Source organism: Kocuria sp. CPCC 205261 (assembly GCF_040981025.1).
In the GTDB taxonomy this organism is placed as follows: domain Bacteria; phylum Actinomycetota; class Actinomycetes; order Actinomycetales; family Micrococcaceae; genus Kocuria; species Kocuria marina.
Window position 1 is genome coordinate 40,666 of the sequence record NZ_JAVKPU010000014.1, and the last position, 18,675, is coordinate 59,340.

Annotated in this window: 18 protein-coding genes and 1 tRNA gene; 12 read left to right on the top strand and 7 right to left on the bottom strand. The window is 69.7% G+C overall.

Translation table 11 applies throughout. The annotated features are described in order from the left end of the window. Window positions 1-43 precede the first annotated feature (43 nt). A complete protein-coding gene (locus tag RF646_RS12095) occupies window positions 44-628 on the top strand; it encodes a hypothetical protein (protein ID WP_368836096.1) in 585 nt (194 codons plus the stop codon). A 519-nt stretch (window positions 629-1,147) separates the two neighbouring features. On the opposite strand, the gene RF646_RS12100 is transcribed toward RF646_RS12095, so the two are convergent. From RF646_RS12100 to tmk, 4 genes are all read right to left on the bottom strand, one after another. Then, window positions 1,148-1,223, bottom strand: a tRNA-Thr gene (locus RF646_RS12100). A gap of 126 nt (window positions 1,224-1,349) precedes the next feature. Then, entirely contained in the window at window positions 1,350-2,918 is a 1,569-nt protein-coding gene (locus tag RF646_RS12105; protein ID WP_239318816.1) for an alpha/beta hydrolase, read from the bottom strand. A 14-nt stretch (window positions 2,919-2,932) separates the two neighbouring features. Then, the gene (locus tag RF646_RS12110; RefSeq protein ID WP_098054304.1) at window positions 2,933-4,060 is read right to left on the bottom strand and encodes a DNA polymerase III subunit delta'; all 1,128 of its coding nucleotides are present in this window, start codon (window positions 4,058-4,060) and stop codon (window positions 2,933-2,935) included. Further along, a complete protein-coding gene (tmk, locus tag RF646_RS12115) occupies window positions 4,057-4,713 on the bottom strand; it encodes a dTMP kinase (protein ID WP_368836097.1) in 657 nt (218 codons plus the stop codon). Before tmk ends, RF646_RS12110 begins: the two co-directional genes overlap by 4 nt. A 93-nt stretch (window positions 4,714-4,806) precedes the next feature. Between tmk and RF646_RS12120 the strand changes: the two genes are divergently transcribed. Together RF646_RS12120 and RF646_RS12125 are read left to right on the top strand one after the other, a co-directional pair. Further along, window positions 4,807-5,937, top strand: a complete 1,131-nt coding sequence (locus RF646_RS12120) for a PLP-dependent aspartate aminotransferase family protein (RefSeq protein WP_368836098.1) — start codon at window positions 4,807-4,809, stop codon at window positions 5,935-5,937. A gap of 9 nt (window positions 5,938-5,946) precedes the next feature. After that, a complete protein-coding gene (locus tag RF646_RS12125; RefSeq protein ID WP_085108320.1) occupies window positions 5,947-6,294 on the top strand; it encodes a DUF2516 family protein in 348 nt (115 codons plus the stop codon). Between the two features lie 81 nt (window positions 6,295-6,375). Here RF646_RS12125 and RF646_RS12130 read toward each other — a convergent pair whose 3' ends face one another. Beyond that, complete coding sequence (locus RF646_RS12130; RefSeq protein WP_144998972.1) at window positions 6,376-7,191, bottom strand: class I SAM-dependent methyltransferase; 816 nt, start codon at window positions 7,189-7,191, stop codon at window positions 6,376-6,378. A 68-nt stretch (window positions 7,192-7,259) separates the two neighbouring features. Here RF646_RS12130 and RF646_RS12135 point away from each other — a divergent pair, with 68 nt between their 5' ends. Next, entirely contained in the window at window positions 7,260-8,018 is a 759-nt protein-coding gene (locus RF646_RS12135; RefSeq protein WP_064846279.1) for a phosphoglyceromutase, read from the top strand. Between the two features lie 195 nt (window positions 8,019-8,213). On the opposite strand, the gene phoU is transcribed toward RF646_RS12135, so the two are convergent. Beyond that, entirely contained in the window at window positions 8,214-8,912 is a 699-nt protein-coding gene (gene phoU / locus RF646_RS12140; protein ID WP_085108323.1) for a phosphate signaling complex protein PhoU, read from the bottom strand. Window positions 8,913-9,145: 233 nt separating this feature from the next. Here phoU and RF646_RS12145 point away from each other — a divergent pair, with 233 nt between their 5' ends. After that, on the top strand, window positions 9,146-10,333 hold the full coding sequence (locus tag RF646_RS12145) for a cell wall metabolism sensor histidine kinase WalK (protein WP_064846277.1): 1,188 nt from the start codon (window positions 9,146-9,148) through the stop codon (window positions 10,331-10,333). Beyond that, entirely contained in the window at window positions 10,330-11,010 is a 681-nt protein-coding gene (locus RF646_RS12150) for a response regulator transcription factor (RefSeq protein ID WP_085108326.1), read from the top strand. Before RF646_RS12145 ends, RF646_RS12150 begins: the two co-directional genes overlap by 4 nt. A 168-nt stretch (window positions 11,011-11,178) precedes the next feature. Here the strand turns inward: RF646_RS12150 and RF646_RS12155 are convergent, their stop codons facing one another. Further along, window positions 11,179-11,718, bottom strand: a complete 540-nt coding sequence (locus RF646_RS12155; RefSeq protein WP_368836099.1) for a hypothetical protein — start codon at window positions 11,716-11,718, stop codon at window positions 11,179-11,181. 300 nt (window positions 11,719-12,018) lie between these two features. Between RF646_RS12155 and RF646_RS12160 the strand changes: the two genes are divergently transcribed. The 6 genes from RF646_RS12160 to glgX all read left to right on the top strand — a co-directional run bounded on the left by RF646_RS12160 (window position 12,019) and on the right by glgX (window position 18,659). Beyond that, the gene (locus RF646_RS12160; protein ID WP_064846759.1) at window positions 12,019-12,504 is read left to right on the top strand and encodes a CarD family transcriptional regulator; all 486 of its coding nucleotides are present in this window, start codon (window positions 12,019-12,021) and stop codon (window positions 12,502-12,504) included. Between the two features lie 18 nt (window positions 12,505-12,522). After that, a complete protein-coding gene (locus RF646_RS12165) occupies window positions 12,523-13,371 on the top strand; it encodes a 2-C-methyl-D-erythritol 4-phosphate cytidylyltransferase (RefSeq protein WP_368836100.1) in 849 nt (282 codons plus the stop codon). Further along, window positions 13,364-13,897, top strand: coding sequence for a 2-C-methyl-D-erythritol 2,4-cyclodiphosphate synthase (gene ispF, locus RF646_RS12170; protein WP_085108329.1), 534 nt, complete (start codon window positions 13,364-13,366; stop codon window positions 13,895-13,897). The genes RF646_RS12165 and ispF overlap by 8 nt, the downstream gene beginning before the upstream one ends. A 135-nt stretch (window positions 13,898-14,032) precedes the next feature. Continuing rightward, window positions 14,033-15,475, top strand: a complete 1,443-nt coding sequence (gene cysS, locus RF646_RS12175; protein ID WP_368836101.1) for a cysteine--tRNA ligase — start codon at window positions 14,033-14,035, stop codon at window positions 15,473-15,475. Window positions 15,476-15,559: 84 nt separating this feature from the next. Next, complete coding sequence (gene rlmB / locus RF646_RS12180) at window positions 15,560-16,528, top strand: 23S rRNA (guanosine(2251)-2'-O)-methyltransferase RlmB (protein ID WP_085108335.1); 969 nt, start codon at window positions 15,560-15,562, stop codon at window positions 16,526-16,528. Then, window positions 16,515-18,659, top strand: coding sequence for a glycogen debranching protein GlgX (gene glgX, locus RF646_RS12185; RefSeq protein WP_368836102.1), 2,145 nt, complete (start codon window positions 16,515-16,517; stop codon window positions 18,657-18,659). Before rlmB ends, glgX begins: the two co-directional genes overlap by 14 nt. Window positions 18,660-18,675 lie beyond the last annotated feature (16 nt).

Sequence of the window (18,675 nt, forward strand, 5' to 3'; positions counted from 1 at the left end):
CATGGACTGCTGCCCGCGGGTGGCGGATCGGAAAGGGGTATCGGTGGGTTTCTTCAGCGACTACAGGGCCACGCGCCGCGACGAGCGTGAACTGGGCGAGGGCGTCTGGCGCCGGGCCCACGACCGCTTCAAGCGCGGCCTGGACCGCTACCACCAGATCCTGGAATCCGTGCGCGACCCCGAACTGCGCGCCGCCGCCGTGCCGGTGGCCAACGACCTCGCGGATCTATTGCCCAGGGTGCGCGCCGTGTGCATGGAAGCGCACGTGCGCGCCCCATCGCGCTCGCAGGACATCCCGCACTCCACGGACGGTTACCTCTCGGACGTGCACCGGCAGCTCTCCCGGGCCGGCAATTCCATGGCCCAGGCCGCGGAGGCGCTCACCATGGCGCGGTTCGCCGCGGGTTCCCATGCCCATTCGTCCGCGTCGGGTGTGGCGGGGGAGGGGACGTCGGGTCTCGTGGGTGAGTCAGGTTGCGGGGGCGACGCCGCTGGGTCCCCCGAGCAGCTCTCGGCACCATCGCAGGGTGTGAGCGCCATCCGACGCCGCTCAACGGTCGTGACGGAGTACGTAACTGCGGCGGAGCGGCTGCTCGGTGAGCATGCGGAGCACTCGCCGGAAAATTGAGGGTCCCACCGGGTAACGGGTGTGTGACCGGACCCGTTACGTCTCTCGGGATGGTTGACGTTCCCCTGGGTGGTTGACGTTCACGTCGGATGAGCGGTGTCTCAGAGGTATTGCACCCTCAGCGCACCCGATGCCCGCAGGCAACAAATGCGGGTGTGGACGGTGGCGTCTCAGGCTCGGGAGGGGCTCCGGGGGTTCCCCTTGCCCGTCGGTCGTGGATCTCGGCCGATTGAAGGAACCCCCGGGGCGCCATGGTGTCCCCTGTCCTGGATCATTGGGCAGCCAGAGCCACAACGTCCTGACACATATGTTATGGAACAGCGTTGTGTTTAGGAAGTGTTGCGCGAAATCGTTGCCAATATGTCACCGGCGTAAGGACCCACAGGCCTGAAACCACAGATGCCGGCCGGCGGAGGGTGGGTGACAGGGGCCGGCCGCACTAGACAGGGAGCGGGCGCGGAAATGACGATCCCCGCCCTCCGCGCAGCAGGTCCTACCGGGGAGAACGGGGATGGTCCATGGAGCCGCCTGCCGGAATCGAACCGGCGACCTATTCATTACGAGTGAATCGCTCTACCGACTGAGCTAAGGCGGCGTGACCGGGACCATTGCGGCCCAGATGCACCCGGAAACAGTATCAGATCGGGCCGGAACACCACCAATCACGGATCACCCGGGTACAGGGGCCGGTGGCCGCGTGGATGGCACCCGGCGGCGGGCCTCAGTCACCGCACGTGGCACCCTCGTCCGGCAGGGTGCCGTCCAGGAGGTAGTCGTCCACGGCGCGGGTCACGCAGGGGTTGCCGGAGGTGTAGGCGGTGTGCCCGTACCCCTCGTGGGTGAGCAGACGGGCGTCGCCCATCTGCTGCTGCAGAGAATGGGCCCACGGATACGGGGTGGCGGGATCGTGGGTCGTGCCGATCACCAGGGTGGGAGTCTCCAGATCCGCCCGATACGTGTCCAAGGGCTTGACGGGCTTGTCCGGCCAGCCCTGGCACGCGGCCGCACCATAACCCAGGTAGGGACCGAACGTGGGGGCCTGCTGGGTCATCTCACGGGCCGCCCGGGCCATCTGTTCGTCCGTGACGTCGTTGGACACCGTGTCCAGGCAGGAGACCGCCGTGAACGCCATGGACACGTTGGACGTGTACTTCCCGGAGGGTTCACGCCCGTGATTGGAGTCGGAGAACGCCATGAGCGCGTCCAGGTTGCCGTCCAGGGCCTGCTGCAGGGCGGAGTTCAGCTGCGGGTACGAGGCGGTCGAGTAGAGGGGGACCAGGATCCCCTCGATCGCATTGGTCGGCGTCACGGAGCGTCCGTCCGAGACCGTGGGGCGATCCTGGGCCACCGAGCGCAACATGCGCTGGATGGTGGCCATCCCCGCGTCCACGTCCGCGCCGGCCACGGCGCAGTCGTTGTTCGTCTTCTGGCAGTCGGCCACGAAGTGGCGCAGGTTGTCCTCGAAGCCCTTGGCCTGCGCGAGCGTGGTGGCGCGATCGTCCAGGGTGGGGTCCACGGCGCCGTCCAACACCATGCGCCCGGCACGCTGGGGGAACAGGTGCGCGTACGTGGCGCCGATCTCGGTGCCGTAGGAGAACCCCAGGTAGTGGGTCGTGGGCTGGTCCAGGACGGCGCGCAGGACGTCCAGGTCCCGGGCCACGCTCTGGGTGTCCATGTGGGAGACCACGGCCGAGGAGTGCTCGTGGCACTTGTCACCGATCTGCCGGGAGCTCTGCCGCACCTCGTCCAGGGACTGCCGGCGCGGGTCGAAGGCCGGTTCGGAACGCCACTGGTCCATCTCCCGATCCGTGAGACAGCGGATCCCGTCCGAACGGTCCACACCGCGGGGGTCGAACCCCACGAGGTCGTACTTCCTGCGCACCTCCTTGGCCGTGAAGTAGTCTGCGGAGCCCATCATGTCCACGCCGGATCCGCCCGGCCCGCCGGGGTTGAGGAACAGGGCACCCACGGGGGAGGAACCGGTGGCCTTCAACCGGGCGATCTCCACGGTGGTGTCACCGGCGGAGGGGTTCGCGTAGTCCACGGGGACCGTGATGCCCGCGCACTCCAGACCGCTCGGGAACTGTTGCCGTTCGGAGGTCTTGGTGCACTCCCGCCACTGCGGCGTCTGGGTGTAGTAGGACGTCAGCGCGGAGTCCACGCCGGAGGTGACGTCCGGGTCCGCGCTGCCCCGGGCGCCGGACTCCCGGGAGGGATCGGCGCACGCGGTCAAGGCCAGCGCGGCGGTGCACAGCAGGACGGCCAGGCGGCGGGGGAGGGAACGGTTCACGGGGTCCTCTCGGCTCAGACGATGGCCACCATCATGGCCTCGAACGCGAGTTGTGCGCTGACGTTGGTGCGGATGCGGCGCCGGGTCTCGCTGATCACGTCGATCTTGTGCAAGGTGTGCTCGGCGGTGGTGTTGGTCGCGTACCCGTGGATCTGCTCACCCAGGTGCTGGTTGATCAGGGCCGTCCCGGTGTCGAGCTGAACGCTCAGCACGTCCCGGTAGAACGTGGTGAGGTCGATCAGGAAGCGGTCCAGGGTGTCGGTCTGGATGCGCCGGGAGCGTCGCTTCTGATCGGCTTCGAGGCGGTTGAGGGCACCCCGGATGGCGGGTGGCACACGGCCGGTTTCGGGGGCACCCATGGCAGCGAGCAACTGCGCACGTTCCTCGTTGTTGCGGGCCTCGGCGTCCGCGGTGGACTCGTCCACGGCGAGGCGGTGCAAGCGGTCCGCGGCCTTGACCGCCCGGGTCACCCCGTGCATGGACAGCGGCAGGGAGACGACCTCCTGGCGGCGGGTGCGGGCGTCGTCGTACAGGGCGAGTCGCGTGGCCACGCCCACGTGGCACTGGGACAACCGCGCGCACTCGATGGCGCGCTGCTCCGGGACCCCGTGCCGGGCCACGAGCAACCGGGCGACGTCCTCGGGGGACGGGACCTTGAGGGTCACGGGGCGGCAGCGGGAACGGATGGTCACGAGCACGTCCATGGGGGAGGGGGCGCACAACAACCAGATGGTGTGCGGAGGGGGTTCCTCGATGCTCTTGAGCATCACGTTGGAGGTGCGCTCGGTCATCCGGTCGGCGTCCTCGACGATCATGATCCGCCACGAGCCCACGGAGGGCCGGTCCTGCGCCTTGACCACGAGCTCGCGGGCTTCCTCGATGCTGATCTGCGGGTTCTCCGTGACGAAATGGGTCACGTCCGCGTGGGTCCCGGCGAACGCCGTGCGACACGCGTGGCACGCGCCGCAGCCCGTGCCGTGCTCGCACAACAGCGCTGCGGCCAGGGCGCGCGCGGCCGTGGAGCGACCGGAGCCCGGGGGCCCGGTGAACAGCCACGCGTGGGTCGGGTCGTTGTCGCGGGCCGCGCGTTGTAACTGCTCCACCACGCGGGGCTGACCGACGACCTCGTCCCACACGCTCACGCGGAGACCTCTGTGCGCTCGGCGAGGATCCCGGTGACCCGGTCCACGATCGCGTCCGTGAGCTCGGCCGCGGGCGCGGACGCGTCCAGGACCAGGTAGCGGGAGGGTGCATGCGCGGCGAGCTCGCGGAAGGCCGCGTTGACGGCGTCGTGGAACGCCCGCGCCTCGGACTCCATGCGGTCCGTGGCCAGGGCGCGCTCGCGGCGTCGGGCCTCGGCGGTGGTCTGGTCCACGTCCAACAGCACGGTGAGCTCCGGGACGAGACCCTGCACGGCCCACCGGTTCAGTTCGAGCACGCGTTCGGTGCCCAGCCCGCGTCCCGCCCCCTGGTACGCCACGGAGGAGTCCACGAACCGGTCGCAGATCACGACCTCCCCGCGCTCGAGGGCGGGGCGGATCCTGCGCGCCACGTGGTCCGCGCGCGCGGACGCGAACAACAGTGCCTCGGTCACCGCGGACACCGGCGCGTGGGAAGGATCGAGCACGAGCGCGCGCACCGATTCCGCGAGGGGTGTGCCCCCGGGCTCGCGCGTGAGCGTCACGGTACGACCGTCGCGGCGCAGGGCGGCCACCAGCGCCGCAGCCTGGGTGGACTTCCCGGCGCCGTCACCGCCTTCGAACACGATGAGGGCCCCGCCCGCTGATTGCTTCACGCCCCCACTGTAGCGATCGCACCCGACAGCTACAGCGGTGCCGTGGGCGTCCACAGGACGGGCCGCACGGCGCCGCGGGATTAGGCTGGAGCAATGCGTAAAGACACCGTGGTGGTCGCCGGCGGCCGCCCCGACCACGAACACGACGCGCCCGTGAACCCGCCCGTGGTGCTGACCTCCACCTACCGGGGCACCGGGGAGCTCGACCCCGCGGACCGCACCTACGCGCGGTTGACCAACCCCACGTGGGAGGCGTTCGAGGACGTCCTGGCCCAGCTCGAGGAGGCCCCGTGCCCCGCGCTGTCCTACGCGTCCGGGCTCGCCGCGATCACCGCGGTGCTCACCCTCGTGCCCGTGGGCGGCACGCTCGTGCTGCCGCGCCACAGCTACCAGGGCAGCGTGGCACTCGCGCACACATGGCAGGAGCGCGGCATCTTCACGGTGCGCACCGTGGACATCACGGACACCGAGGCCACCTCCGCGGCACTCGACGGCGCGGACATGCTCTGGGTCGAGAGCCCCACCAACCCCATGCTCGAGATCGCGGACGTGCCCGCACTCGTGCGCGCCGCACGGGAAAAGGGGGTGCTCACGTGCGTGGACAACACGTTCGCCACGCCCCTGCTGCAGCGTCCCCTGGGCGTGGGAGCGGATCTGGTGGTGCATTCCGCGACCAAGTACATCGCCGGTCACTCGGACGTGTTGATGGGCGCGGTGCTGTGCGCCACGCCCGAGTTGCGGCAACGGCTGCATTCCCAGCGATCTCTCGAGGGCGGGATCCCCGGGCCCTTCGAGGCGTGGCTCGCGCTGCGCGGCGTGCGTACCCTCGCGGTGCGCGTGGAGCGTTCCATGGCCACCGCCGCGGAACTGGCCCGCCGGCTCGAGGCCCATCCCGCCGTGGCCCACGTGCGCTACCCGGGCCTCGCGTCCGATCCCGGCCACGAGCGCGCTGCCGCGCAATTGCAGGGCGGTTTCGGTTCGGTGATCTCGGTGGTCCCCCACGGCGACGTCGCTGCGGCCGAACGTCTCCTGACGGACCTTCGCGTGTGGACCCCCGCCACGTCCCTGGGCGGGGTGGAGTCCTTGATCGAGCGGCGTCGTCGCCACCACGACGAACCGGAGACCGTCCCCGAGAACCTGCTGCGCCTGTCCGTGGGGATCGAGAACGTGGAGGACCTCTGGGAGGACCTCCGGGCCGGACTCAATGCGCTCGCGGATCGATAGACTGACCCCGTGACTTCCATTCCTTGGGCCATCGTTCTGGCGAACTACCTGGACTACGCCATCACCCTGGTGGTGGCCGTCCTCGCGCTGCTCGCGGTGCTCGACTGCTTGCGGCGTTCGGCGGTGCAGTTCGAACGCGCGTGGAAGCGGACCAAGACGTTCTGGCTCGCCCTGACAGGTGGCGCCGCGGTGGTGTCCGTGTTCAGTGCAGTGTTCTCCACCCTCACGCTGCTGGCCGTGGGTGTCCCGGGGACCGGGTCGTTGATCCTGATGCTGATCGCCGCGACGATCGCCGGGGTGTACCTCGCGGACGTGCGCCCCGCCGTCTCAGGTGAGTCCAAGAACCCCGGGTACTAGTAGTAGGCATTTACCGTTCGAGGTCTCTCCCGGAGCGCATGTCGAGCCACCGTGGGGTCGACCTCCCACGGGCTCGGTGGGTCAGCCCTCGACGCGCCATCCCGGTTCGTCCGGCGCGACCGCGGACCACGGCACCGTGAGTTCCCCGAGCCGCCACCGGTGGGGCCCGTGCAGTACGGGCCACCCGGCGGCGCGCAGGTCCCGGCACATCGCCGTCCAGCGCTGTCGATGACCGAATGGTGACAGGGCCGCGTTGGCCAGCCACGCGGCGTCGGCGGCCGCGAGGAATGCGTGGACCCGCTCGCCCGGGACGTTGCGGTGGATCAACGCCTTGGGCAGTCGCGCGGCCACGTCCGAGGGCACGGTGAACGCACCTGGGCGCATACTCACGGTGAAGGTGCGGGGGCCCTCCACGGTGCAACACAACCACGTGGCCAGGCGCCCGATCTCGTCGCACGTGCCGTCCATCAGGACCCCGTTCGGCGCGAGCCGCCCGCACGCGAGGTGCCACGCGGCGGGGACCTCTTCCACCGGGTACTGCCGCAGCACGTTGAACGCGCGTACGAAGACCGGGGAGCGTGACCCCGAGGGGATCTCGAAGCCCCCGCACCGGAAGGACAGCCCCGGGCGGGTGTTGGGTTGGGCCGCGGCCACCCGGTCCGGGTCGATCTCGATGCCCATGACCTCCACGTCCGGGCGCACCGTGCGCGCCCGCTGCCACAGCTCGACCGCGGTGATCGGGGCCGCCCCGAACCCCAGGTCCACGAGCAGGGGGTCGTATGCCCGGCGCACGAGCGGGCCCAGGATCCCGGTGAGGTACCGGTCCGCGCGCCGGAGGCGGTTCGGGTTCGTGGTCCCGCGGGTGATCGATCCCACGGGGCGGGGCTGGGTTGGCACACCCACACTGTAGTGCGCACGTCACGACACGCGTTCCCTCGGTGGCCCCGGGGTGGGACAATGGCCCCATGGCTAACGATTCCGCTACCCACAAGCTCATCCTGCTGCGCCACGGTCAGTCCGACTGGAACGAGAAGAACCTGTTCACGGGCTGGGTGGACGTCCCGCTCACGGACAGGGGCCGCGCCGAGGCCACCCGCGGCGGTGAACTGATCGCCGAGAACCAGCTGCTGCCGGACGTGGTGCACACGTCCCTGTTGCGCCGCGCCATGAACACCGCCAACCTCGCGCTCGACGCCGCGGACCGCCTCTGGATCCCCGTCAAGCGGTCGTGGCGGCTCAACGAGCGCCACTACGGTGCCCTGCAGGGCAAGAACAAGGCGGAGATCCGCGAGCAGTACGGCGAGGAACAGTTCATGGTCTGGCGCCGTTCCTACGACACCCCGCCGCCCGCCCTGGACGATTCCTCCGAGTGGTCGCAGGCCGGGGATCCCCGCTACGCGGACGTCGCCGACCTGCCCCGCACCGAGTGCCTCAAGGACGTCCTGGAGCGGTTCCTGCCGTACTGGGAGGAGCAGATCGTCCCCGATCTCAAGAGCGGCAGGACGGTCCTCGTGGCCGCGCACGGCAACTCGCTGCGCGCACTCGTCAAGCACCTGGACGGCATCTCGGACGACGACATCGCCGGGCTGAACATCCCCACGGGCATCCCGCTGTACTACGAGCTGGATCAGAACCTCAAGCCCGTGACCCCCGGTGGGCGCTACCTGGACCCGGACGCCGCCGCCGAGTCCATCAAGGCCGTGGCTAACCAGGGCAAGAAGTAACCCTTCTGGCACCGTGAAGAATCCCCGGCACACTTCGGTGCCGGGGATTCTCATTGTCGCCGTGTCTCGCGGGGCCGCGTGTACGCCGCCGTTCGGAGCCATCGGACGACGCCGCTCGGGCCGGTCCCCGGATGATCCCACCCGGGGCGCGCCGTCACGGGTCCCGGCGGCTCACGCCACCGGGACCCGCACCGCTCACTCGCCGGCGTCGGCGCCGATGTGTCCGTGGCCGGTGGGGTGGCTGTCGGTCGCGGGGGCCCAGTCGCCGGTCACGAGGTAGGAGACCTTGCGGGCCACGGAGACGCCGTGGTCACCGATGCGTTCGAGGTAGCGGGAAGCGAGCGTGACGTCCACCGCGGTGGGCACGGAGGAATCCCAGTTGGGATCCGCGAGCATCTCGAACACCTGCTGGTGCTTGAGGTTCAGCTCGGACTTCAGGGCGAAGATCTGGTCCGCCTCGGAGATGTCCCGGTCCTCGAGCACGGAGATCACGCGCTCGACCAGACGCGCGTCGATGTCGAACATCTCCTCGAAGTGCCCGCGCATGGCCTCGGGCAGGACGGGCTCGGGGAAGCGCAACCGGGCCAGCTGGGCCAGGTGACGGGCCAGGTCGCCCATGCGCTCGAGCGAGGCACTCATACGCAACGCGCCCACGATCATGCGCAGGTCGGAGGCCACGGGGGACTGCAGGGCCAGGATGTCGATGGAACGCTCATCGAGATCGTTCTGCAGGAAGTCGATGCGAGCGTCGTTGGAGATGACCTCTTCGGCCACCTGGATGTCGGCGTCGAGGAATGCGGTGCGGGCGCTGCCCAATGCCTGCTGCACGAGCGTGGCGATCTGAATCAGCTCCTCACCGACCTGGTGGAGCTCAGCCTGGAAAACCTTACGCACAGGGGGCGTCCTTTCGTTCATGGCAAGTCCTGGTCCGTAGCCTACGCGGGTTGAGTGGGCCGGGTGCCATCGGGATGTCATCGGGGGAGCGGCACGACGAATTCGCACGCGCCCGACCAGGTTCACAGGCTGCCGTGAACGAATCGTCATCCCCAGGTGAACGTTCGTTGAACCGGCCCCCACGGCGCGCGGATCACCGGGGTGCGTCCGGGCGGGCCGTCTAAGCTGACACCGTGAGCGATACGTCGATTGCCCTGCTGGCCGGTTTCATCGGCTTCTTGCTCGGCATCAGCGGGGTGATCGCCGTGCGGGTGAGCCAGCGGCGTCGTCATTCGCTGGCGGACGTCCAGGAACCCACGCTGCCCGAGGGCACCGCGGAGATCCTCGCGGCACTGGGCCTCGCGTACGTCGTGGTCGACGGCGTGGACGGCGTCGTGCGCGCGTCCCCCGCGTCCTACGCGTACGGGATTGTGCGCGGGCACACGGTGGTGCACCAGGACCTGCTGGAGATGATCCGCAATACGCGCCGCAACGGCGTCGTGGAGGAGAAGCGCCTGGAGCTGACCCGCGGGCAGTTCCAACACGGGTCGATCGTGCTGGACGTGCGGGTCGTGACCATCGCGGACGAGTACATCCTGTTGCTCGCGGACGACCAGACCGAGATCGTGCGCGCCCAGTCCATCCGCACCGACTTCGTGGCCAACGTCTCCCACGAGTTGAAGACGCCCGTGGGCGCCATCAGCCTGTTGTCCGAGGCCATCGAGGACGCTGCGGAAGACCAGGACGCGGTCCGCCACTTCGCCGCGAGCCTGCAGCGCGAGTCCATGAGGCTGAGTGCGCTCGTGCAGGACATCATCGAACTGTCCCGGTTGCAGGCCACGGACGTGGTGGCCAAAGGCACTGCCGTGGATCTCAACCGCGCGGTGCGTGAGGCCGTGGACCGGAACAAACTGGCCGCGGAGGCCAAGAACATCAGCATCAAGGTGGGCGGGCGGATCGAAACCCCCGTGTTCGGGGACCCGGACATGCTCGTGACCGCGGTGCGCAACCTGATCGACAACGCCGTGCGGTACTCCCCGGAGAACACCCGCGTGGGCATCGGCCTGCGGGAGCGGGAGGGGATGGCGCACATCACCGTCACGGATCAGGGCCCCGGCATCACGGAGACCGAGCAGGACAGGATCTTCGAACGTTTCTACCGGGTGGACAGTGCTCGGTCCCGCCAGACCGGGGGTACCGGTCTGGGATTGAGCATCGTCAAACACGTCATGGCGCAGCACGGCGGGGAGGTCTCCGTGTGGTCCCAGCCGGGCCGGGGGTCCACGTTCACCCTCGTGCTGCCGCCCATGGAGGAACCCGAGGACCAGGCGGAGCCCCCGCGCGGAGGGCTGCGTAAACAGCGAGTGGAGGAGCGCGCGTGACCCAGATTCTCATGATCGAGGACGAGGAATCCCTGAGCGACCCGTTGGCGTACCTGCTGGGCCGTGAGGGGTTCGAGGTCACCGTGGTCGCGGACGGGCTCGAGGCCGTGGCGCAGTTCGACCGCACCGGCGCGGACCTCGTCCTGTTGGACCTCATGCTGCCCGGCCAGTCAGGGACCGAGGTCTGCAAACAGATCCGGCAGCGCTCCACGGTCCCGATTATCATGCTCACCGCCAAGGACGCGGAGATTGACAAGGTGCTCGGGTTGGAGCTCGGCGCGGACGACTACGTGACCAAGCCGTATTCGTCGCGCGAACTCGTGGCGCGGATCCGGGCGGTGCTGCGGCGGCATTCCGAACCGGAGGAACTGATCACGGCCACGGTCGCCGCGGGTCCCGTGCGGATGGACGTCGAGCGTCACGTGGTCCACGTGGGCGGGGAGCCGGTGGCCATGCCGCTCAAGGAGTTCGAACTGCTGGAGATGCTGCTGCGCAACGCGGGCCGCGTGCTCACCCGGGGCCAGCTCATCGACCGGGTGTGGGGTTCCGACTACGTGGGGGACACCAAGACCCTGGACGTGCACATCAAGCGGCTGCGTTCCAAGGTGGAACCGGAGCCGTCCGCGCCGCAGCACATCGTGACCGTGCGCGGTCTCGGGTACAAGTTCGAGCCCTGATCCCGACGCCTCCACGGAGCGGCACCCGTATGACGTAAGAACCGCACCCTTAGCAGGGTGCGGTTCTTACGTCTGTACACCGGTCTGAGAAAGCGAGCGCCCGGACCCTCGTGTTCGGGGCCCGGGCGCTCGCTCGATCGCGCCGGTTGGCGCGGGTGGTATGAGAGGTCAGTGCCCGCCGTGCGCCTCGCCCGCGGGGGCCGGGGTGTTGGAGGGGTTGGCCGGGGTGGACGGTGCGCCGCCGGGGACGAAGGATGCGTAGCGCGGGTAGGTGTGGTCCAGGACGGGGACCTGGGTGGTCTGGTCCTGGTCGTCCGCGGTGAACGTGGTGTCCACCATCAGGCCGGGGTTCGCGCCGGCGCGGTCCAACAGCACGGGCCGGGACTTCTCGAGCACGACCTCCTGGTTGGCGGGGACCTCCACGCTCGCGCGGGCGCCATTGGCGTCCATGGTGACGGTCTCGGTCTGGTCGCCGGTGTTGATCAGGGTGCCCAACACGCGGCCCTCGGAGTTCTCGTCCTCGGCGACGACCAGGATGTTGCGCAGCTGGACGTCACCCAGCTCCATCTGGATCCCGTCCGTCGGGGCGTAGCTGTCCATGGTGGCCTGCGGGCTGATGTACGCGCACCCGCTCACACCGGTCAGGACGGCGAGTGCCGCCGCACCCATTCCGAGGTGCTGCAACTTCTTGTGGGCGGCGTTCTTCACGGCACGAACTCCTCGGGCTCTCTGACAGCGGGTGCAAAATCTGCAGTCAGTCTATCGGTTTGGCCACGGATCGTCTGCATCCGCGCCCCGTTCGTGGCGCGCCCGTGGGCCCGTGGTACGCGCGCTTATGGAGTGACGACGACGCCGCACGGCCGGGTCACGCACACCCGCCCGGGCGCTTCCCGGGTGGCCTCCATAAGGCCCCGTGATGCGGTTCGTGGAGCGGCCACGGACGGGGCTCGCGGAAAGGTGGGCAATCATACACCGTGGTAGACTTGGCGGGCTGAAAGGGGTTTGTGCATGGTTTTTGAGGTTGGCGAAACGGTTGTCTATCCGCACCACGGTGCCGCAACTATCGAGGAGATCAAGACTCGAACCATCAAGGGTGAGGAGAAGATGTATCTCCGGTTGAAGGTCACCCAGGGCGATCTCATGATCGAGGTCCCGGCGGAGAACGTCGATCTTGTGGGTGTGCGGGACGTCGTGGACGAGGAAGGCCTCAAGGAGGTCATCGCGGTCCTGCAGGCCAAGGACGCCGAGGAAGCCTCCAACTGGTCGCGCCGCTACAAGGCCAACCTCGAGAAGCTCGCCTCCGGCGACGTCCTCAAGGTCGCCGAGGTCGTGCGTGATCTGTGGCGCCGCGATCGCGGCAAGGGCCTCTCCGCCGGCGAGAAGCGCATGCTGACCAAGGCCCGCCAGATCCTAACCTCCGAGCTGGCACTGGCCAAGAAGATCGACGAGGAAGAAGCGGAGAAGCGCCTGGACGACATCCTGTCCGCGGCCTGATTCCCGTAGCACGTCTTCGTGTCCCAGATTTCCGACCTCGCGAGCCCGTCCGCCATGGACGGGCTCGCCGTCATTGTCGTGGCCGCCGGTTCCGGCACGCGGCTCGGGTACGGGATGCCCAAGGCGCTCGTCCCCGTGGCCGGTCGACCGATCCTGGAGCACGCGCTTGCCACGGTGTGCGGGACCCTGCCCGGTGCCGCGGTGATCGTGACCGTGCCCGCCGGAGACACGGACCTCACGGCCGTCGCGCGCGCCGCGGGGGCCGCGGCCGTGACCGGGGGTGCCACACGCGCCCAGTCGGTCGCGGCGGCACTGACCGCCCTGCCCGCGGGTGTCACCCACGTCCTGGTGCACGACGCCGCTCGCTGTCTCACTCCGCCCGCCGTCCTCGAGCGGGTGGTCACCGCCCTGCATACGGGTGCACAGGCCGTGGTTCCCGTGACCCCGGTGACCGACACCGTGCGCGGGGTGGACACCCACGGGCGCAGTACCGGGACGGTGGACCGGGCGGGGCTGCGCAGCGTCCAGACACCCCAGGGTTTCGACCGTGCACTGCTCGAACGGGTGAACCGCGCGGCCGGTCTGCTCCCGGACGGCCCACTGGACGCCACGGGGGAGGACCCCCGGCTCGGGCACAGTGTTCGAACGGCAGAGACGGCCACCACGGTGACGGGTTCCGCAGGGGATCCCGAAGGCATCACGGACGATGCGAGTCTTGTGGAACTGTTCGCCCCCGAACACCCCGTGGAATTCGTGGCCGGGCACGAGGAGTCCTTCAAGATCACCCGTCCCCTGGACCTGGTACTCGCCCACGCGATCGTGCGTGAGCGGGACTCGGCCTGTCCGGCACAATGGCCGCATGACTGACGCAACCCCAGGCCCCGCCGATCCATCGACCCCGGAACCCCGGCCGTTCCCCGTCCCGCTCGTGGGGATCGGGGTGGACGTGCACGCCTTCGGCCCGGAAGGCACTCCGCTGTGGATCGCCGGACTCATGTGGCCCGGCGAGCGGGGACTGAGCGGGCACTCGGACGGGGACGTCGTGGCACACGCCGCGGCGGACGCGCTGTTCTCCGCGGCCGGCGTGGGGGACCTGGGAGCACACTTCGGAACGGACCGCCCGGAGTTCGCCGGGGCCTCGGGGTGTCGGATCCTCTCGGAGGCAGTGCGGATCGTGACCGAGGCCGGCTTCCGGGTGGGCAATGTCTCCGTCCAGCTCGTGGGCGACCGACCCAAGTTCTCCCCGCGGCGGGACGAGGCCGCCGCGGTGCTCACGGAAGCGGCCGGCGCGCCGGTGCACCTGAGCGCGACCACCACGGACGCCCTGGGGCTCACGGGCCGGGGCGAGGGTCTCGCGGCGATCGCCACCGCGATCGTGTTCCCGCGCGGCTGAGCCCAAACGGGCGGCGACCGAGCCCACCGGCCGCAACCCAGCAGACCGGTCGAGTCCACCGGGGGGCGCCAGTAGTGCCGGCCGACCGAACCCGCCCGCCGCGAGCGTGCGGCGCCACCCCGTTAGACTGGCAGGGTGACTTTGCGCTTCTATGACACCGCTTCCGCGACCGTCAAGGACTTCGTCCCCGTGCGACCCGGCGAGGCGGGCCTCTACTACTGCGGTGCCACGGTGCAGGGCGCACCGCACATCGGCCACGTGCGTTCCGCGCTCGTGTTCGACATCCTGGCCCGCTGGCTGCGCTTCCGTGGCTACGAGGTCACCACGGTGCGCAACGTGACGGACATCGACGACAAGATCCTGGCCAACGCGCACGCCTCGTTCGAGAACGACTACCAGGGTGACCACCCGCGCGAACCGTGGTGGGCGCTGGCCTACCGGTTCGAGGGTGTGTTCGGGCGGGCCTACGCCGCGCTCGGTATCGAGGCCCCCACGTACGAACCCCGGGCCACGGGCCACGTCCCGGAGATGCACTCGCTGATCCAGGAGCTGATCGACGCCGGGCACGCGTACCCCGCACTCGACGATTCCGGCGACGTCTACTTCGACGTCCGTTCGTGGCCCCGCTACGGCGAACTCACCCGGCAACGCGTGGAGGACATGCAGGACGCCCCGGACGCCGATCCCCGCGGCAAGCGCGATCCCCGCGACTTCGCGCTGTGGAAGGGACACAAGGAGGGCGAACCCGCCACGGCGTCGTGGGATTCCCCGTGGGGCCGCGGCCGCCCCGGCTGGCACCTGGAGTGCTCGGCCATGGCCCACAAATACCTGGGCGCGCACTTCGACATCCACGGCGGTGGCCTAGACCTGCGCTTCCCGCACCACGAGAACGAGCTCGCCCAGTCCACCGCGGCGGGCCGCCCGTTCGCCAACTTCTGGTTGCACAACGGGCTCGTGACGTACGAGGGCGAGAAGATGTCCAAGTCGATCGGCAACACGGTCTCCCCGGCGAGCATGCTCGAGGAAGCACGGCCGCTCGCCGTGCGCTACTACCTGGGCCAGGCCCACTACCGTTCCGTGCTGGACTACCGGCCCACGTCCCTGCGGGAGGCCACCGCCGCCGTCGAGCGCGTGGAAGCCGTCCTCGCGGCCGCGCAGCATTCCAGACTCAGCGTGTCCTGGGAGCACATGGATGTGCCTGAGGAGTTCGTCGCGGTCATGGACGACGACCTCAACGTGCCCCGTGCGCTCGCGGTGCTGCACGAGACGGTGCGCGCGGCCAACACGGCTCTCTCGGGCCCGGAGGCCTCGACCGCCCAGCCGCTCGTCTCCGCGATCGCGGGCATGTCCGACGTCCTGGGATTGCTCCCCTTGATGAGTCTCGACGGCGCTCGGGACGCCGACGGCGCCGAGCACCGCGCGCTCGACTCCCTCGTCCAGGACCTGCTGGCCCAGCGTGCCGCCGCGCGTGAGGCGAAGGACTGGGCGCTCGCGGACCGGATCCGGGACCAGCTGGCCGCTGCTGGCGTCGTCGTGAAGGACGGCGCCCGGGGGTCCGAGTGGTCCGTGGGGGAATGAGCCTGGCCTAAACTGGAGCCAGATCGCCGACCACCCCGGGGCGGCCCGCGGGCCGTGACCCGTGACAGACACGGAGTATTGACCATGGCCCAGAAGAACCGACCCGGAGCCACGCGCAAGAAGAAGGGTCCGGTCGTGGGTAGCGGCGGCCAGCGCCGCAAGGGCCTGGAGGGCCGCGGCCCCACGCCCAAGGCCGAGGACCGCGTCTACCACAAGGCGTACAAGGCCAAGCAGGCGGTCGCGCGCAAGCAGCAGAACCTGCACCGGCGTCCGTCCCGCACGGGGTCCGGGCCCATCAAGGAGGACCTCGTCACGGGGCGCAATGCCGTGCTGGAGGCCCTGCGCGCCGGGGTGCCCGCCAAGACGTTGTTCGTGGCCACCAAGATCGAGATGGACGACCGCGTCAAGGACATCCTGCAGTTGTGCGCCGAGGCCCAGGTGCCCACGCTCGAGGCCTCGCGCGGCGAGCTGGACCGGCTCTCCGCGGACGCGATCCATCAGGGTGTGGTGCTGCAGGTCCCGCCGTACGACTACCAGGACGCGGACGAGCTCGCGGCCTCCCTCATGGCCGACCGGGGCGATGATTCCCGCCCGCCCCTGCTCATCGCGGCGGACGGGATCACCGATCCCCGCAACCTGGGTGCGATCATCCGCAGCGTCTCCGCGTTCGCCGGGGACGGGGTCATCCTGCCCGAGCGCCGCTCCGCCGGGGTCACGGCCACGGCGTGGAAGACGAGTTCGGGTGCTGCGGCGCGCGTCCCCGTGGCCAAGGCCACGAACCTCACGCGCACGCTCGAGAACTGCAAGAAGCAGGGCTACTTCGTGGTCGGCCTCGACGGCGGCGGGGATGTGGACCTGCCGCAGCTCGAGTTGGCCACCGAGCCCCTCGTGGTGGTCGTGGGCTCCGAGGGCAAGGGCCTGTCCCGCCTGGTGACAGAGCACTGCGACGCGATCGTGTCGATCCCCATCGAATCCGCGATGGAGTCCCTCAACGCGTCCATGGCGGTGGGGATCACGCTGTACGAGATCGCGCGCCGGCGTGCAAGCGCGTAGTTATCCGCTGGGCGTCCACCCCTCCCCGTCCGGGGACGGGACCGCCAACGTCGCGGTGTACGCCCCGGGACTGACCGAGGTGGACCTCATGTTCCGGCGCCCCGGTGAATCGTGGCAGCGGTTACGGCTCGCGGGGGAGAACCACGGGATCCATTACGCGACCGTCTCGCGCCCACGCCATGTGCCGGAGGTGGAACTCACCCCGGGCGAGCTCGCACGGGACGTGTGTCCCGCGATGCCCGAGGGGACCGAGTACGGATTCGTGAGTGCCCGGCCCGAGGGCAGTCCCGTGCCGGATCCGGCGTACGAACCGGTCCTGCTGGACCCCTACGGGCGGGGACTGACGCGTGTGGCGCCACCGCGCGACGTCGTCAATCCCGGTGCGGACGCCTACGGCGGGGAGTACGTCTCCGTGGTGGTCGCCCAGGACCACGAGTGGCGCGACCACGACCGGCCCCGGCCGGCGTGGCGCGAGACCGTGATCTACGAGGCCCACGTGAAGGGCCTTACCATGCTGCACCCGGGGATCCCTCACGAGCTGCGCGGCACCTACGCGGGACTCGCGCACCCCGTGATGCTCGAGTACCTGCGCAGCCTGGGGATCACTGCGGTGGAGTTGTTGCCCGTGCACGCCCACCTGGACGAGGCCCACCTGACCGCGAATGGGCTCACCAACTACTGGGGGTACAACACCCTCGCGTTCTTTGCACCCCATGCGGGGTACGCGACCAAGGCCGCCCAGGAGGCCGGGCCCACCGCGGTGCTCAACGAGTTCAAGGCCGCCGTGGACGCCTTGCACGGCGCGGGGCTGCAGGTGTTCCTGGACGTCGTGTACAACCACACCGCAGAAGGCGGACCCACGCAGCGCCCGTACTGCTGGCGCGGGCTCGGGGACTGGGAGTACTACCGCCACGACGAGCACGGCAACTACGTGGACGTGACCGGGTGCGGCAATTCCATGGATTTCGGCAACCCCCAGGTCGTGCGCATGGCTCTGGACTCCCTGCGCTACTGGGTCACGCAGTGCCACGTGGACGGCTTCCGCTTCGATCTGGCTCCCGAACTGGGCCGCGACGAGCACCACCACTTCACGCGCAACCACCCGTTCTTCGTGGCGATCGCCGCGGATCCGGTGCTGCAGGGCGTGCGGATGATCTCCGAACCGTGGGACGTGGGCGCCGGTGGCTGGCAGACCGGGCGCTTCCCCACCGGCTGGGCGGACTGGAACGACCACTACCGGGACACCGTGCGGGACTTCTGGCTCTCGGGTCAGCGCACCATGCGTCGCGGGGGCGGTGGGGGCACCGCCGGTCGGCTCGCCGGGGCGATCTCCGGGTCCGCGGACCTGTTCGCCCCGCACGGGCGCACCACGCTGGCCTCGGTCAACTTCATCACCGCGCACGACGGGTTCACGCTCTACGACCTCACGGCGTACGACGCCAAGCACAACGAGGCCAACCGCGAGAACAACGCGGACGGCACCAACGACAACCACTCGTGGAACCACGACCACGAGGGCTTCTCCCCGGACGTGCGCGTGCGGGCCGCCCGCGCGGCCACCGCGCGCAACATGATGGCCACCCTGTTGTTCTCGCAGGGCATCCCCATGATCACCGCGGGGGACGAGCTGTTGCGCTCCCAGGAGGGCAACAACAACGCGTACTGCCAGGACAACCGGCTCTCGTGGGTGGACTGGCGACTCACACCCCTGGATCGGTCCATGCTACGCACGACCCAGCGGCTCATCCGGATCCGCCGGGCCTTCCTGGCGAGCCAACCCCGGGACTTCCCCACGCGCCCCCGGGACGTGGTGCTCAAGTGGTACGCGAGTTCCGGGGAGCCCATGAGCGACGATCTGTGGCAGACGGACGGGGTCCGTGCGCTGCAGATCGTGATCGGCGCGCGCGGGGGTGACCTCGCGGGACTGTTCGTGCTCAACGGCACCGCATCGCCCGTGGCCGCGGTGTTGCCGCGCTTCGAGAACCTGGCCGGCTCGGACGTGGAGGGGGCCTCGTACCGGCTCGTGCTCGCCACGGACCCTCAGCTCGACGAACTGACCGGCAACCGATGGCGTGCCGGGGAGGAGCTCACGGTCCCGGCACAGAGCATCGCGATGTTCGCGATCGCGTGAACCGGGCGGGCCGGAC